This is a genomic window from Mesonia sediminis (assembly GCF_042684705.1).
GTDB classification, from domain to species: Bacteria; Bacteroidota; Bacteroidia; order Flavobacteriales; family Flavobacteriaceae; genus Mesonia; species Mesonia sediminis.
On sequence record NZ_JBHULZ010000041.1, the window covers coordinates 710,697 to 727,141 of the forward strand.

Sequence of the window (16,445 nt, forward strand, 5' to 3'; positions counted from 1 at the left end):
GTATTAATAACTCTAAAACCTGCCTTGTCACACCGAGTGGGGGTTTTTGCCGATAGGCAAATACCCTTGTATCGAGGTGCAGTCGAAAAGTAACAAGTTTATTTTCTTTTTCATAACCTACTTTTTTACAAAACATAGATATTTCTATGTCCTAATTTTCATTTTCTTTACTTGTATAAAGAAAACGAAACAAAAGAAAGTACACTTTTTCTGAGGTATTTTTCAGACAAGCTGAAAACCACTTGCATTTTGCTAAATTGGCTCCAAGGCTTCGCCAATTCTTCACGCAAAACACAAGTTATACTGAAGAAAAAGATTGCAAAGCGCTGCTTTGAATCGCTTTTTGAATTGGGCTGCTGGTGTGTAGAATAACTCTAAAACCTACCTTGTCAGTTCGAGTTTCGGATTTTTGGTGGTAAACCAAAAATGCGAAGTATCGAGAACAAGTCGAAAAGTAGCGAGTTTATTTTCTTTTTCATAACCTACATCATAACAATTCATCAACCTTTCTATGTCCTAATTTTCATTTTCTTTACGGTGTATTCCTCTCGCTGCGCTCGTCGGATACAGGAGAAAACGAAACAAAAGAAAGTACACTTTTTCTGAGGTATTTTTCAGACAAGCTGAAAACCACTTGCATTTTGCTAAATTGGCTCCAAGGCTTCGCCAATTCTTCACGCAAAACACAAGTTATACTGAAGAAAAAGATTGCAAAGCCCTGCTTTGAATCGCTTTTTGAATTGGGCTGCTGGTGTATAGAATAACTTTAAAACCTGCCTTGTCAGTTCGAGTTTCGCTTTTTTGGGCGGTAGAACAAAAATGCGAAGTATCGAGATACGGTCGAAAAGTAGCGAATTCATTTTTTGGTTCGTTTTTGATCAAGCAAAAATGAACAGAAAGAATTTGTAGTATTTGGTTTGAAGTTGGATTTTGATTGGGAATGAAGGCTTGATTTTTCAGTTATTTTGGGAATTGAAAATTTGTAAAGAGAACGCGATGCAATCGCGCATTAGGAGAGGGTAAAGTTAATGGCTCCCGGTCTTCTCCTTGTTGATATTCCATTTTTAAAGATAAAACGATTTTAAAATAAATCCTTAAAAAAAGACTGCAATGTTGGCATTAGTACTTTTTTCAGTCCACAAAGGTTTCTTTTAAAACGTCTTTACATTTTTCAATCTCCAATTTTGTCAGATTTTCGAAAACTCGAATGATTCTGGTTTTATCCACTGTTCGAATTTGGTCGATTGCAATCATTCCCATTTTTCCGTTATGCTTAACTGAAACCCTTGTTGGATATTTTTTCAGGTTCGTTGTCATTGGTGCAAGTACGATTGTGCTCAAATATTTGTTCATTTCATTTGGTGAAATGATAACACAAGGTCTTGTCTTTTTTATTTCACTTCCGATTGTTGGGTCAAGATTTACCAGAACAATTGAATATTGCTTTAATTCCATTCTTCAAGGTTTTCATCATCGAACACATCGCTCATAAGTAACTTATCGTCTCCGTTTTCACTCATTTTCTTAAATTCTTTTTCCCAATCTTTTCTTGGTAAAGCGATTGGTTTGAGAATTATTTGTCCTTTTTCAAGAATGAGTTCAACCTTGTCCTTAATATTATATTTCTCCAAAATGGTCTTGCTTAAACGAAGTCCTTTTGAATTTCCGATTTTGATTATTGATGCTTCCATAAATTTTTAAATGTTATTACAAAGTAAATACATTTTATTAGAAAATCAAAATTCGTTCCAGTATTAATGCTAACTCGTTATATAAACCCCAATATACGCTTTTAAAACAATTTTGTACTGGTTATAGCCTAACTCGGTTATTAGATATAAAATCTGGAAGGCTTAGCATTTGCCCGTTGAAGCTGAAAGGCAAAGATTTCCCATCGGTCTCAAACAGCCTAAAATTTTTAACGCTTACTGCACTGCCAATTTTACGCCCTATTTTCGATAGGCCGGTTTGAAAAGTAGTTATAATTACTCCTTTTGTAAAATAACCTACCTTGTCAGTTCGAGTTTCGCTTTTTTGGGGGTAAACCAAAAATGCGAAGTATCGAGAACAAGTCGAAAAGTAGCGAATATCTTTATAGTTACCATTAAAATACGCTACTAATCGAAAGCCACAGATATCTAATTATTATTCCTCTACTTTTTTCCATTGCCGAAAAAAGTAGCAAAAAAGTCTAGGCTTACGAAACTAGCGCTAAATTGTATGTTTGCAAGCTAAATTTTAGGAACTCACCCGATTTCCAATCGGTCTCAAACAGCCTAAAATTTTTAACGCTTACTGCACTGCCAATTTTACGCGCTATTTTCGATAGGCCGGGTTTAAAATGGTAAGTCTAATTTTTCATTTTTAATTAAAAACCCGAATAGTTTCAGAAATAGCGAGTGACAAGCGGAAGTGCGTTTCGCGATAGCGAAAAAGAGCATGCAGCGATCATGCTTAAAGCTGAAGGATTCAGCTTTAAGCAATTTCCTCAACTATTCTTGATTTTTTGGTTCGTTTTTGATCAAGCAAAAATGAACAGAAAGAATTTGTAGTATTTGGTTTGAAGTTGGATTTTGATTGGGAGTGAGGGGGGTAGTTTCATTCACTTCTCGATACAACCCAGCGAGTCCAACTACGGCATTAAAAATGCCTGTTGGCTATGCTGACCCACTCGAAGTGATCCCGAATACTCGGGACTTCCAAAAGGTCGCACTAAGAACTATTATTTTAAACCACGCCTTAGCAGTAAGTAACTACCACCTACCCACATCAATCACATTATTAAATACCAATGCCTCGACTGCGTCCCTTTAGGCAATAGACTAAATAAAATGTAAAAAAATAAAAAAGTACTTGGTTAGAATCATTATAAATAATTAGTTTTGCTATTTTAAATGAATCTAAATAAAACATAAAATACTCATGAAAAAAATTATTTGCAGTGTATTTATCGCCGCAGGTTTATTCACCTCTTGTTCTAGCGATGATGATAACGGAACCAATACGCCACTCAACCCCACGCCAGATGTTTATCAGTTTGAAAGAAACGGAAAGTCTAGTGTGAGTTATAGCGGGCAGACCGATCGCTTAATGATGGGCGCCGAATTGGGAAGTGCGCTAAAAGACCCTGCTAATACTCAAGCGGTTTTAGAGGGTATGTTTACCAATACCGGGAATCATTTTGGGAATGAAGCGCTTAACAGCTCTTCTAAAAATATCAGGAGTAAAACCGCGGCTTCTAAAGATTATTTCTCGGCCAATACTACCGAATCTAATGTGTATAAAGCCGATTTTGATACTTGGATTGCCAATCAAGTAAATGAGGTATTTCCTAATTGGAACACTACTGCTAGTCCGGGTGTAGCCGGAAAAATCGAAGAGGCTGGCGGCAAAGTCCGTTATGTAAATGCTAAAGGTTTAGAGTATGATCAGGCTTTTATGAAAGGCCTTATCGGTGCTTTGGTGACCGATCAGATACTTAATAATTACTTGAGTCCGGCAGTACTTGACGAAGCCGATAATCGCGAGCAAAACGATAACGAGCTGCTGGCAACCGATAAAAACTATACCACTATGGAGCATAAGTGGGATGAAGCTTTTGGTTACTTATATGGTACCGACAATGCTGCCAACCCACAATTGGGCGCCGATAGCTTTTTAAATAAATACCTGGGTAGGGTAGATGAAGACGAAGATTTTAGCGGAATCGCCGAAAGTATCTACAATGCATTTATCGCAGGTAGAGCTGCTATTGTGAATAAAGATTATGAGCTTAGAGATCAGCAAGTAGCCATTATCCGTGAAAAAATATCTATGCTAATCGGTATTCGTGCCGTGTATTACCTACAGGCTGCAAAAGAAAGTTTGGGAACCGATCCAGCAGCAGCTTTTCACGATTTATCAGAAGCTTACGGCTTTATTTACAGCTTGAGATTTACACGTATGCCAGGAACCGAAACACCGTACTTAAGCGATGTTGAAGTACGCGATATACTAAGTGAATTGACAAAAAACAACGGCTTCTGGGATGTTACCCCAGCTACCCTAGATCAAACGGCCAATGCTATTGCTAGTAAATTCAATTTTACACTAGAGCAAGCCGCCACTAATTAATTTGATGGCCAAGAATGCATAAGCAAACCTAGGCGGTTTGCTTATGCTTAATTACCTTTGCAAAAAAAATGAAAAATGAAAAGAAGCATATTGATGTTCTGCTTGGCGCTAACCAGCTTGGCTTCTTGCAGTTCAACCGACGATTCCGATAAAAATACAAGCGATGGTTTTGATCGTACGGCTTTGCTGACTTATACGGCAGACCAACGCATTATTCCCATTTTTAAAGATTTACAAGCTGAGTTGACGGTATTAGAAAGCACCCGAGCGGATTTTGAAAACAATCCGAACAGCACTCAATTAGAGCAATTAAGCGCAGCTTGGTTGTCGGCTTATAAGGTATGGCAACACTTGCAAATGTATAATTTAGGACAGGCGGCAACTACTTCGCTCGACGCTGAACGCGGATTTAGAACCTATTTCAACCGCTATCCTGTAGATCAGCAACGCATAGAAGAGCTTGTAGCGGCAGGCGACTATGATTTTGAAGCCATTCCGACTTATAACGCGCAAGGTTTCCCAGGCCTAGACTTTCTTTTGCACGGCACTGCCACCGGTGATGCCCAAGCCATCGATAAGTTTACCAGCAACACCCTAGCCGCAAATTATCAGCAGTATTTAAAAGATTTAGTAGCGCATATGCAACAGGTGAATACCCGTTTGCTTAACGATTGGCAAAACGAGTACCGTGCTACTTTTATCAATAACACCCAAAACGGACAAGACGGCTCGTTCAATAAAATGGCGAACGATTTTGTTTTCTTTTATGAAAAAGGATTTAGAGCCGAGAAATTTGGAATCCCTGCTGGGGTATTCTCTAACCAACCTCTTCCCGATCGAGTAGAGGGCTTATACAAGAAAGATGTTTCTAAAGCATTGGCCTTGGCAGCACTCGATGCCATAGAAAACGCCTTTAACGGTAAAGCTTATCAGCAACAGACAGAGGGGCCGGCTTTTAAACAGTACCTAGAATTTCTAGACCGTAGTGATTTGGTGCAAAACATCAACCAACAGTTTGAAGATAGTCGTGAAGCCATCAATCAGCTTGACGATAACTTTTACCTACAGGTGCAAAATAACAACAGCCAGATGACCCAAACCTATGATGTCATTCAGGCTGCCGTGCCCAAACTCAAGGTGGATATGAAGCAAGCACTCGACTTTAGCATCGACTACCAAGACAGCGACGGCGACTAATTTAAAACCAATACAAAACAACAGGCTATCTTAATGGATAGCCTGTTTTTGGGTTATGCGAAACAGCCTCTCAGCATACTTACAGCAACAAACCAGTGCAGCGCCCTTGGCGGTCTTTCGTATCGGTTTTGGACTGATGATGTTTTTTAGCATCCTGCGTTTTGCTTTTAAAGGATGGATCGAGCAACTGTACATCGCCCCCCAATTTTATTTTCCCTACTATGGTTTTGAGTGGATTAAACCCCTCGGAGCCTATACCTACCTGCTTTTTGCCCTTTGCGGATTAAGTGCATTTTTAGTGGCCATTGGCTACAAATACCGACTGGCAATCTTGGTTTTCTTCCTGAGTTTTAGCTATATCGAATTGATGGATAAAACCAACTACCTGAACCATTATTATTTTATTTCGGTACTGAGTTTTTTAATGCTTTTCCTTCCGGCAAACGCATACTTTTCAGTAGATGCTTATCAGCGTAAATATCATTATCCCAAAATCCCTCGATGGACGATGGACAGCATCAAACTTTTGTTGGGAATGGTTTATTTTTATGCGGGCCTAGCCAAAATCAATAGCGATTGGCTGCTAAAAGCCATGCCGCTTAAAATTTGGTTACCCTCTAAATACGACTTACCGCTAATCGGCGAAAGTCTAATGCATAAAGAATGGTTTCACTATGCCATGAGTTGGTCGGGGATGCTGTACGATTTAGCCATTCCCTTTTTACTGCTTTACCGTAAAACCCGTTGGTTGGCTTTTATTTTGGTACTTGTTTTTCACATTTTTACCCGGGTGCTGTTTCCTATTGGGATGTTTCCCTACATCATGATTGTCTCTACTTTGATATTTTTTGATGCCCAATTACACGAAAAAATTTTAAATGGCTTTCGCCGATTTACCCGAGTTTTTAAAAACAAAACGAAGGCGCTGAGCTATCCGCTGCACACCTCCGTAAAGCAAAAGATCAGCTACGGCATTTTAGTGGTATTTTTCGCTTGGCAACTGCTATTCCCTTGGCGCTATTTGTTGTATCCTGGGGAATTGTTCTGGACCGAGGAGGGCTACCGTTTTTCTTGGCGGGTGATGCTGATGGAAAAAGCCGGCTACGCCCAATTTAAAATTGTAAACCCACAAACTCAGGAGTCGTTTTATGTAGATAACACTCAGTTTTTAACGCCTCGACAAGAAAAGCAAATGAGCTTTCAACCCGATTTTATATTGGATTATGCCCATTTTTTAGGCGATTACTACAAAGCAAAGGGAATGCCAGCGGTTGAGGTATATGTAGATTGCTTTGTAGCGCTTAACGGAAGACTGAGCAAACGCTATATTGACCCCAAGCTGAATTTATACTCTATTAAAGATACATTTAAGCATAAAGATTGGATTTTACCCCTAAATGATGAGATTAAAGGATTATAGTATGATGTTGTGCCTACTGCTGCTGTGCGTAGGATTGCAAGCCCAGCAACGCGTGAGCGGAGTAGTGGAGAATGAGCAAGGCGAACCTTTGCCGCAAGTGGAGTTGTATGAGAAATCTTCGGGTAAATTGGCAGAGACCAATGCCCAAGGAGAATTCGCTTTTGAAACCCAAAAACAGCGAATCGATGTGGTGGTGTTTTCTTATGATTATGCCATTAAAGAGCTGCAATTATCGGCTAATGCAACCCAGCCCCTGCGCATTCAACTCCAACCGCTAGGCGAGGAGCTTTCTGCCGTACAAATCACCGCACGCAAAGCCAAAGTCTTTGCTTTAAGTCGGCTGCGGGATGTTGAAGAAACCGCCATATATGCGGGCAAGAAGACCGAAGTGATTTTAATTGACCAATCTATGGCCAACTTGGCGAATAATAATGCGCGCCAACTGTACAGTCAGGTAGCCGGACTCAATATTTTTCAGAATGACGATGCCGGTTTGCAACTGAATATCGGCGGCCGTGGGCTTGATCCTAATCGTACGGCCAATTTTAATACCCGCCAAAACGGCTATGACATCAGTGCCGATGTGCTGGGATATCCCGAGAGTTACTATTCTCCGCCTGCCGAAGCACTCGAGCAAATTCAGGTGGTGCGCGGAGCGGCCTCCTTACAATACGGTACCCAATTTGGCGGATTGGTGAATTTTGTATTTAAGCAGCCTAAGAAAAATAAGACGCTAGAAATTTTAAGTCGGAACACCTTAGGCAGCAATGCTTTGTATACCAATTTTACCAGTTTGAGCGGTACGCACAAGCAATGGAGTTATTATGCATATTTCAATTATAAAAAAGGCGATGGCTTTAGACCGCATAGCGAGTTTGAAAGCAAAAATGCCTTTGCGCATTTGGGGTATCGTTTTTCTGAGAAAACTAAAGTCACTACCGAGGTGACCTATATGCGCTATCTGGCACAGCAGGCAGGTGGTTTGAGCGACCGTATGTTTGAAGAGGATGCCTACCAAAGTACCCGTGCACGGAATTGGTTCCAGGTAGACTGGCTGCTGCTGAACTTAAAATTGGCGCATCAGTTTTCAGACAAAACCAATTTTACGCTGAATTTCTTCGGATTAGATGCCGAACGCAATGCATTGGGTTTTCGTAGCAATCGACGCGATATTCCCGATAACCAAAGCGAACGCGATTTGATCAAAGGCGATTACCACAACTTTGGCTTTGAAGCCCGACTGCTGAACGAGTACCAACTGGCGGGTAAAAAATCGATTGGCCTTTTAGGGACTAAATTCTATAAAGCCAATAACAGCTCGGTTCAAGGTCCCGGAAGTGCCGGTACTGGTCCCGATTTTAAATTGCAAACCCAACAATACCCCAATTATGCCAATCAATCTGATTTTGATAACCCCAACCTCAATTGGGCGGTCTTCGGTGAAAATGTATGGTACCTAAACGAGCGTTGGTCGATTACTCCAGGTTTCCGTTGGGAGTATATCAAAACCGAAAGTGAAGGTTTTTCAAAGCGTATCAATCTAGACGGGGCTGGGAATGTTATTTTAAACGAAACCGTGTATAGCGACAATATTAACGAGCGTAACTTTGTGCTGTTAGGACTTGGCGCAAGTTTTAAACCCAATGCGCAAACCGAATGGTATGCCAACGCCTCGCAAAACTACAGATCGGTTACCTTTTCGGATATCAACTTGGTGAATCCCAATTTTGCTGTAGGCGAACTAAAAGACGAAACCGGAATGACCACCGATTTGGGACTACGCGGAACTTTTGATAAATGGATCAATTACGATGTGAGTGCTTTTGGTCTTTTTTATAATGACCGTATAGGAATTACCTTGGAAACCCAAAACGACAACAGCGTTCGTAAACTACGCGCTAATATTGGCGATGCTTTCATTTACGGTTTGGAGAGTTTAGTCGATTTTGATTTAAGCAAACGCTGGATCAAAGACAAAGACTTTAATGCCAATTACTTTATTAACTTTTCGGCTATCCGTTCTAAGTATGTTTCTTCCGATGAATCGGGTATCGAAGGCAACCGAGTGGAGTTTGTACCACAGGTAAATTTAAAAACCGGTTTCCGATTCGGGTACAAGAACCTTCAAAGCAGCATGCAATACACCTATGTAGGCGAGCAGTACTCAGATGCCACCAATACCCAAACCGATCCGCTAGGAAGTTCTGGTGTTATTGGTGTAATTCCCGCCTATGGTATATTAGATATGTCGCTAGCCTACACCTATAAGCGCTTTAAATTGGAAGCCGGAATCAATAACTTGTTAGACAATACCTATTTTACCCGTCGCGCTACAGGATATCCGGGTCCGGGAATTATTCCCTCTCCACCACGTAACTGGTATGTGAGTTTGCAAGTAAAGATTTAGGTTTTTTATAAGTCCTTTTTACTTATAACCCGCCTTGTCACACCGAGTGCGGGTATTTGGGCGGTAGAACAAAAATGCGAAGTATCGAGGTGCAGTCGAAAAGTACTGCACATGTTTATAGTTGCAATTAAACTCACTTCTCGATACAACCCAGCAAGTCCAACTGCGGCATTAAAAATGCCTGTTGGCTAGGCTGGCCCACTCGAAGTGACACCGAAGTGTCGGGACTGCTAATGGTCGCACTAAGTACTAGTATTTTAAAACCTGCCTTGTCAGTTCGAGTTTCGGATTTTTGAGCGATAGAACAAAAATGTGAAGTATCGAGAACAAGTCGAAAAGTAGCGAATATCTTTATAGTTACCATTATTATGGGCTACTAATCGAAAGCCACAGATATCTTATTATTATTCCTCTACTTTTTTCCATTGCCGAAAAAAGTAGCAAAAAAGTCTAGGCTTACGAAACTAGCGCTAAATTGTAGGTTTGCAAGCTAAATTTTAGGAACTCACCCGATTTCCAATCGGGCTCAAACAGCCTAAAATTTTTAACGCTTACTGCACTGCCAATTTTACGCCCTATTTTCGATAGGCCGGTTTAAAATCGTATTTCTATTTATTCTTTTTAGTAAAATAACCTGCCTTGTCAGGTCGAGTTTCGGATTTTTGGTAATAAAACAAATAAAGTAAACTACTATTGCCCGCGGAAAAAGATAATGGTACTTAGGGTTTTTAGAAAAATACGGAAATCTAAATACAAACCTCGGTGCTTGATATAATACAAATCGTATTGAAGCTTTTCTAAGCTGTCGGTTTCATTTTCGGCGTACTTAGCATTCACTTGAGCCCAGCCGGTTAAGCCGGGTTTTATCACATGACGAACTTCGTAAAAGGGAATGCTTTCTTTTAATTCGGCTACAAACTCGGGGCGTTCGGGACGCGGACCTATAATACTCATATCGCCCAAGATAACATTGATGAATTGAGGGATTTCATCCAATCGGGTGCGTCGCAAAAATTTACCAAAGGGTGTAATACGGCTGTCGTTTTTTTTTGCATATTGTGCACCATTTTGCTCGGCATGTTGCACCATACTCCGCAACTTATAAATCGAAAAGCACTTACCGTGGCGCCCCACTCGGGTTTGCCTATAAAACAAAGGTCCGCGATTGGCAATGCTATTCAACAAAACCACAATAGGCAAGATTAAAATCAGAAAAAACAAACCAAGCAAAGAAGCCAATACATCAAAAACCCGAGTAAAAAACAAGTACAGTTTATTCTGACCGCTTCGGCTAAATGGAAAATAAGAATAAAAATCTCGGGTAACATCTTTTACCGGTAAACGTTGGGTGAGTTCCTCGTAAACCTGTGCGTATTTTTTAATGTTATAACCCCGCTTCAGCAAACCGATTAAAGCCTCGTGCAATTTGGTATCTAAACCTTGAGCCGAAGGCGTATATACAATAATTTCGCTAATCAATTGCTGCTTTAGGAATTCATCCAGCGCTTCGATTTTTAATTGCGGTAGTTCACTTTTTTGAGGGGCATTACAGGTTTGTATATACCCGCATACCACATAATACGGATCGGCAGCGCTAAGTTTGCGCTCCAATTGTTCTATATCAAACGAATCGCCAACTATAAGCGTGTTTTTATAAAAACGAGGCGAACTGATAAAAGTGATATACGACCAGCGCCAAAGGCTCAGCGAACCCAAAATACCCACAAAAAAGTAAAGAATCTGAATGCGGTTCTCGGGTAACGAAGGAGTATAAAAAGGCGTAAATAAATAAAACAAAACCGTTAATAAACTGGTGAGTACACAGTTTTTAAACACCCGATTAAACTCGGTGGTTTTAGGCAACTGGTAAAGCTCAAAAATGGTAGCAAACAGTAACAGGTAAAACACCAACACCAACGTCCACGCCCATTTATCGGGGGTAATACTAAAATAGGAAAAATCAAACAAGCTACTCAACACATACAAGCCCAGTACACACACCAGCACATCCATCACCCGCAATAAAATTTTGCGTTCAGAGACTTCAAAATGCAACCGGTTTGAACTTTTCATATGGGGGCGCTTAGGCAAACAAAGATATTATTTTTAAACATTTAAGAGGAGCTCCTCCCATTTATTTTTGATGACGCTCCAGTCAAGTCGCTCGGCTTTGGCGCGAGCAGCGAGGCAGCGCGCACGCGTAGCCTCGGGTTCATTTATGCTACGGCAAATGGCTTGATAAAAGGCTTTTAGGTTTTGACTGGGCACCAACAAAGCATGCCGATCTTGCTCTACCAGCGCGGGAATACCGCCTACATCGGTTGAGACTACGGCAAGGCCTAAAGCCATTGCTTCCATCACGCTCATAGGCGTATTATCAATACGGGTGGTGTTGATAAAAACCGAATAGTCTTTAGCCAGTTGATGCCAAGCGGCTTTGCTCAATTTTCCTGTAAACCGCACCGGTAAATTATGTCGCTCAGCATAGGCTTTACAAGCCGGATAAGCCAGATCATCCCAAGGCCCTACCATACACAACTCAGCTTGGGGGTAGTCTTGGTATAAGGCTTCCAGCACTTTTACCGCCAAAAGCGGATCGTAGATTTCGGCAAAAGAACGCACCCAAAGCAGTTTAGGTACAAAGTTGTTGCGTGATTTAAAAGCATAATCCTCAATACTAAAACCGTTGGGGATCACTTGGGTGGAATAATTATACAGGGCAAAACGCTGCGCCAAAAAATCGGAAAGCGCCACATTTGCGCTAGCCTTTCCGAATAAAGTCCGACACCAAAAACTACTATTTTGCAATCTATTTTCCAATAAACCTCCTCGCAGAATACATATATATTTCAATCTCAATAGCCTACAGTTCAAGGCGATACTCACGGCAAACCAAAAATTAAGACTCGAGTAGGTATCGATAAGCACTAGCGGTCGCTGCCGAAAACTCTTCCACAACAAAAGGTGCATATGCAAAAAACGAAGCGCTTTGTTTTTTTGAGCACTTCCTCGGGTAAGCCTATAGCCCCATGCTTGAAGTTGGTCGCCTAAAAAATCTACCCCAGTAGGGTTTTTACCATGTTTTTGCAAGCGATTGCCGAGGTACAGGAGAGCCGGTTTTCTTTTTTCCATAGGTCAAATGTAGTAAAGCCAGCCCATATATAAAACCCGGAAGCGCAATTCGCATCGAACTATGCGCCATGGTCAAAAAGGCAAAAATAAGAAACGGATAAAAATAAAGATTGCGTTGACCTTGTAGTTTACGGATTAAGGGGGCTCCTAAAAGAATGCATAAGGCGATTATCCCCAACAATCCATGTTCCCCTATAATCCTACTGATTTCGTTATGAGAGGCAGCGGCCTCCCCTAATTCCGCTTCGTGGTACACCTTTGAAGAGCCCACCCCTCCGCCTAAAAACGGATGATCGATAAAAGCTTGTATTTCGGCTAGAAACAAATCCCACCGACCCGTAGTCACATCATCTTTGGAGACTCCAGCTGCATTTTCGTTGGCATAGCGATTTTCAAGCAAGCCGCCAGTTTGGCTTACAGCCAATCCCCAGATGCCCAAAGTTACCAGTAGGCTGACTCCTATTTTAAAAATCAGTTTGGCCTTATGCAGTACGTTTACTTTTTGAAAAAAGAAAAATACAAATACCGAAGCCATCAAAATCGCTACATACACCCCACCTCGTGAAAACGTCAATAAAGCACGATGCGCCATGGCGATTAAAAAAAACAGCATTACCCACTGCACGAGCTTGTTTTTATAGGGTAGCAACAAACGGGTGAATAAGATAAAAACGCCAAGACCTAAAACCGTGGACACCTGATTAGGACCGAAACCACCTGAAGTCGCCGCATTGGAAGCCGTACCCGTAACCACCGACTGAATATCAGGAGCATACAAATAAATATACACCGTCATGGCGATAATCGGGTATAGCATGGCATCTAGCAACTGTAAAAATACAGTAAAACTGATTCTCCTTCCGTAACAATAAAGTGCCGAAGCCATCAAACATAAAGGTCCGCTTAGATTAAACAAAACATTTTTTCGAAACAAAAACAAATCATCGCTGTAATATTCCAACGCCAAAATCACTCCTGGGAGCAAAAGGAGAATATACAGCACATAAGGATAAGCCTTGCGCTTAAAACCAGTATAAAACATTCCAAATAACAAGAACAGAATTACCGCATACTTTCCAGTTTCATAAAAGAACATGGCTTTGGTCATTCTAAAAAACACTTCGGCACCGGCCATATAGGCACTGGCGACCAGTATTTCTTTTTCTTTATCGGGCTTGGTTAAAAAACGATAAATGAAATAAGCAAAAACCACTACCAAATACAATCCCATAGCCGGTCGATACACACTGGCTAGTATGCCTAAGCCAACGTGTCCTAAAACAGCCGCTAAGGGCTTTATTCGGTTGATATTTTTTGGTTTTAGTTTCAATACTGGGCTAACATATCTTTAATTCGTTGGCGGTAATGATCATAGGTAAAATGGGCGGCCACTGTATGGCAGGCTCTCGCCTGAGCAATGCGTTTAGTGGTATCGGCGGTTAAAGCTTGTTGTATTGCCTTCTGCAGACTAAGCCTATCTATACTTTCCATTTTATATCCGTTCTCCGGCTTGACGTATTGACCAATACAGGAAACATCGCTTACAATGGGGATGCAACCGTAATTCATAGCCTCAGCAATCACCTTAGGAAATCCTTCTGAATCACTGGGCAATAATAAAAAATGTGCTTTTTTGTAGTACTCAAATACGGCTTCTCGCTGTAAAAATCCGTGAAAACGAGCGGGTAACTGCTGGGTCTTGGCTTGCTCTTCATACTGCTCACGTTTGGCTCCGTTACCGATAAAATCGATTTGAGCCACAGCACTGGCGGGTAAGTCAGCAAAAGCATCCAAAATGCGTTGTACACCTTTCTCATCTTCGAGCCGACCTACAAAACAAAACCTAAAAGGAGCCGCATAACTTTTTTGAGCGATTATGGCTGCTCCTTCTTTTCGTTCGGCTTGAGTCAAGCAAGGATTTTCAAAAGTAAAACAATGCGCCGGCTGCTCGGGCCAAGCTCCGTTAATGGTTACGGGTCGGTTTTGCTTTTTTAACCAATACCGCTGCAAGGCATAGCCCAGCGGTGGTTGGTTTTGGTTCCAGTTCCCGGCATATTTGAACCAAACTTTTGGCGATTTTAAACCACTTAGATACGGAATCAAGTACACCCCCATACCCGTAGGCGCTCGAAATTGAATCGCATCCACATCACCCACCAAACGACGCACTTTACCTAGGGTTTCGGGAATGCCTTTTAAAATGCCCAGTTTATCGCTCCAGCTTTTTCCCCCTCTAGGGCTTAGCGGTATAAAATGAATGTGTTCAGAACTATAAGGCAGCGCACTAGGCGGCGGGTCTTCAGCATGCAAGTAAGCCAAATGATAAATCGCCTCAAAATCTTGAATAAGGTGATTGATTTCGGTAACCGTTGGCCCCCAACCCACGATCTCACCACTTGTGGTTTTATAATGTCTAGTATGAGAGATAATCGCTAGTTTCATGCTTCCAATATTTTAAGGTACTGGGGTATGATCTTTTCCCAGCTAAAGTTTTGGGCCCAAGCTTGTGCACCCTGTGAAAACTGCGGATAAGCCGCCATAATTTTTTGTACTTGCTCCAACACCTGCTCCGGATTCTGGGCATCGACCAATAAGCCAGATACGCCATGCGCAATCGCATCTTCTATACCGCAACCTCGAGAGCCAATACCGGGTAGTCCCAAGGCATTGGCTTCAAGAATCGCAATGCCAAATCCTTCTACATCCCCATCCGCTGTGTTTTCACTCAGCATCATAAAGATATGCGCGGCTTGCAATTGTTTGATTTTATCGGTTTCGCTTACTCTTCCATGAAAATGCAAACGATCGGCTACGCCCAAACGCTCGCCCAAGGCTTGCAAGGCTTTTTTTTCGGTCGGTAGCCCCAGCATATGGTAACTTACTCCGGCAAAATGCTTTTCAAGCAAAGGCAGGGCTTTGATAATATTGTGTTGACCTTTACGCTGCGTAAGATTGCCCACCGTTATCAGTCGTAAGGGCATTGCAGGGGTTAACCGAGAAGATTTGGAATTGATTTCTGGTAAAGCAAAACCATTAGGAATCACGTGAACATGCCTATTGCCAATACCTTTAACCAAACTACGGGTGTAATGCGATACGGCAATCCGCTCATCCAAGCGTTTGAGACTATAGCGAGTAAGCTGCCGTTGCCAAGCCTTTGGCAATTGCAATTCGCTACCATGCAATACGCCTATCTTTTTTCCTTTAAAGTTGAAACTCAATCCCGCCCCCAACCAAAGCGAAAACTTTCCCGAAAGCAACAGCGCATCGGCATGCTTTATGGCTTGCCTCGCTTTACGGATCCTATTCAGATAAGCCAAAGCCATCGGCTTTCGGCGTTTTATACGAATGATTTTAAAGTCTTGTTCTGCATCAAACAAGCGTTCTTCCTCCCCATCAGCCGAACGCTGATCGCTGATAACTACCACTTGCTTACCGGCAGCGGCAAAAGACCGCGCCAAATGCCATGCATGGTTGCCAATGCCTCCGGGTTGCGGAGGAAATTCAGAAGTCAACAGCAGTATGCGCTTAATCGCTTGGGGCATTTGTTTTGGGTTTTAGCGTACAAAGCTACGCCATTTCAAAAAAACACAAAACTTTTGAATTCCCTAGGCTTTTTATTGATTTTTTAAATTTCCATCGGAGTGGGATGAAACGGGGTTAAAAAATATTCCTATTTATTCTTTTTAAGGAAATAACCTACCTTGTCCTACCGAGTTTCGGGTTTTTGGGCGATAGAACCAAAATGCGAAGTATCGAGGTGCAGTCGAAAAGTAGTGAATACTTTTTTAGTTTCCATTAAACCACTTCTCGATACAACCCAGCAAGTCCAACTACGGCATTAAAAATGCCTGTTGGCTAAGCTGGACCACTCGAAGTGATCCCGAAGCGTCGGGACTCCCATAAGGTCGCACTAATTCGGTTTAGAACCTACCTTTTCAGAAAGTAACTATCATATAAAATAAGTCTACTTAATTTATTCCTCTACTTTTTTCCATCGCCGAAAAAAGTAGCAAAAAAGTCTAGGCTGACGAAACTAGCGCTAAATTGTAGGTTTGCAAGCTAAATTTTAGGAACTCACCCGATTTCCAATCGGTCTCAAACAGCCTAAAATTTTTAACGCTTACTGCACTGCCAATTTTACGCGCTATTTTCGATAGGCCGATTTAAAATGGT

The 16,445-nt window shown here is 41.6% G+C and carries 11 protein-coding genes; 4 read left to right on the forward strand and 7 right to left on the reverse strand.

All coding sequences use genetic code 11. The features are described from left to right. Positions 1-1,131: 1,131 nt before the first annotated feature. Complete coding sequence (locus tag ACFSQ0_RS11305; protein WP_379048325.1) at positions 1,132-1,455, reverse strand: type II toxin-antitoxin system PemK/MazF family toxin; 324 nt, start codon at positions 1,453-1,455, stop codon at positions 1,132-1,134. Further along, positions 1,446-1,691 (reverse strand): AbrB/MazE/SpoVT family DNA-binding domain-containing protein, encoded by a 246-nt coding sequence (locus ACFSQ0_RS11310; protein ID WP_379048327.1) that lies wholly within the window; start codon positions 1,689-1,691, stop codon positions 1,446-1,448. The genes ACFSQ0_RS11305 and ACFSQ0_RS11310 overlap by 10 nt, the downstream gene beginning before the upstream one ends. A gap of 1,231 nt (positions 1,692-2,922) precedes the next feature. Between ACFSQ0_RS11310 and ACFSQ0_RS11315 the strand changes: the two genes are divergently transcribed. The 4 genes from ACFSQ0_RS11315 to ACFSQ0_RS11330 all read left to right on the forward strand — a co-directional run bounded on the left by ACFSQ0_RS11315 (position 2,923) and on the right by ACFSQ0_RS11330 (position 9,137). Continuing rightward, a complete protein-coding gene (locus tag ACFSQ0_RS11315) occupies positions 2,923-4,113 on the forward strand; it encodes a DUF4856 domain-containing protein (RefSeq protein ID WP_379048329.1) in 1,191 nt (396 codons plus the stop codon). A gap of 75 nt (positions 4,114-4,188) precedes the next feature. Then, positions 4,189-5,310 (forward strand): imelysin family protein, encoded by a 1,122-nt coding sequence (locus tag ACFSQ0_RS11320; RefSeq protein WP_379048331.1) that lies wholly within the window; start codon positions 4,189-4,191, stop codon positions 5,308-5,310. Between the two features lie 55 nt (positions 5,311-5,365). After that, positions 5,366-6,730, forward strand: a complete 1,365-nt coding sequence (locus ACFSQ0_RS11325; RefSeq protein ID WP_379048333.1) for an HTTM domain-containing protein — start codon at positions 5,366-5,368, stop codon at positions 6,728-6,730. Beyond that, entirely contained in the window at positions 6,708-9,137 is a 2,430-nt protein-coding gene (locus tag ACFSQ0_RS11330) for a TonB-dependent receptor domain-containing protein (protein ID WP_379048335.1), read from the forward strand. The genes ACFSQ0_RS11325 and ACFSQ0_RS11330 overlap by 23 nt, the downstream gene beginning before the upstream one ends. Positions 9,138-9,827: 690 nt before the next feature. Here ACFSQ0_RS11330 and ACFSQ0_RS11335 read toward each other — a convergent pair. From ACFSQ0_RS11335 to ACFSQ0_RS11355, 5 genes are read right to left on the reverse strand one after another with little or no spacing between them, the layout of a single operon-like run. Next, entirely contained in the window at positions 9,828-11,210 is a 1,383-nt protein-coding gene (locus ACFSQ0_RS11335; RefSeq protein ID WP_379048337.1) for an exopolysaccharide biosynthesis polyprenyl glycosylphosphotransferase, read from the reverse strand. 33 nt (positions 11,211-11,243) lie between these two features. Next, the gene (locus tag ACFSQ0_RS11340) at positions 11,244-12,269 is read right to left on the reverse strand and encodes a glycosyltransferase family 4 protein (RefSeq protein ID WP_379048339.1); all 1,026 of its coding nucleotides are present in this window, start codon (positions 12,267-12,269) and stop codon (positions 11,244-11,246) included. Next, positions 12,211-13,599, reverse strand: coding sequence for an O-antigen ligase family protein (locus ACFSQ0_RS11345; protein ID WP_379048341.1), 1,389 nt, complete (start codon positions 13,597-13,599; stop codon positions 12,211-12,213). The genes ACFSQ0_RS11340 and ACFSQ0_RS11345 overlap by 59 nt, the downstream gene beginning before the upstream one ends. Continuing rightward, on the reverse strand, positions 13,596-14,711 hold the full coding sequence (locus tag ACFSQ0_RS11350) for a glycosyltransferase family 4 protein (RefSeq protein ID WP_379048343.1): 1,116 nt from the start codon (positions 14,709-14,711) through the stop codon (positions 13,596-13,598). The genes ACFSQ0_RS11345 and ACFSQ0_RS11350 overlap by 4 nt, the downstream gene beginning before the upstream one ends. Beyond that, on the reverse strand, positions 14,708-15,814 hold the full coding sequence (locus ACFSQ0_RS11355) for a glycosyltransferase family 4 protein (RefSeq protein ID WP_379048345.1): 1,107 nt from the start codon (positions 15,812-15,814) through the stop codon (positions 14,708-14,710). The genes ACFSQ0_RS11350 and ACFSQ0_RS11355 overlap by 4 nt, the downstream gene beginning before the upstream one ends. Positions 15,815-16,445: the final 631 nt, after the last annotated feature.

What these genes read in the sequence shown, in the direction of transcription:
- ACFSQ0_RS11305 (WP_379048325.1), bottom strand. Translation starts at nt 1,455, where the DNA reads ATGGAATTAAAGCAATATTCAATTGTTCTGGTAAATCTTGACCCAACA.
- ACFSQ0_RS11310 (WP_379048327.1), bottom strand. Translation starts at nt 1,691, where the DNA reads ATGGAAGCATCAATAATCAAAATCGGAAATTCAAAAGGACTTCGTTTA.
- ACFSQ0_RS11315 (WP_379048329.1), top strand. Translation starts at nt 2,923, where the DNA reads ATGAAAAAAATTATTTGCAGTGTATTTATCGCCGCAGGTTTATTCACC.
- ACFSQ0_RS11320 (WP_379048331.1), top strand. Translation starts at nt 4,189, where the DNA reads ATGAAAAGAAGCATATTGATGTTCTGCTTGGCGCTAACCAGCTTGGCT.
- ACFSQ0_RS11325 (WP_379048333.1), top strand. Translation starts at nt 5,366, where the DNA reads ATGCGAAACAGCCTCTCAGCATACTTACAGCAACAAACCAGTGCAGCG.
- ACFSQ0_RS11330 (WP_379048335.1), top strand. Translation starts at nt 6,708, where the DNA reads ATGATGAGATTAAAGGATTATAGTATGATGTTGTGCCTACTGCTGCTG.
- ACFSQ0_RS11335 (WP_379048337.1), bottom strand. Translation starts at nt 11,210, where the DNA reads ATGAAAAGTTCAAACCGGTTGCATTTTGAAGTCTCTGAACGCAAAATT.
- ACFSQ0_RS11340 (WP_379048339.1), bottom strand. Translation starts at nt 12,269, where the DNA reads ATGGAAAAAAGAAAACCGGCTCTCCTGTACCTCGGCAATCGCTTGCAA.
- ACFSQ0_RS11350 (WP_379048343.1), bottom strand. Translation starts at nt 14,711, where the DNA reads ATGAAACTAGCGATTATCTCTCATACTAGACATTATAAAACCACAAGT.
- ACFSQ0_RS11355 (WP_379048345.1), bottom strand. Translation starts at nt 15,814, where the DNA reads ATGCCCCAAGCGATTAAGCGCATACTGCTGTTGACTTCTGAATTTCCT.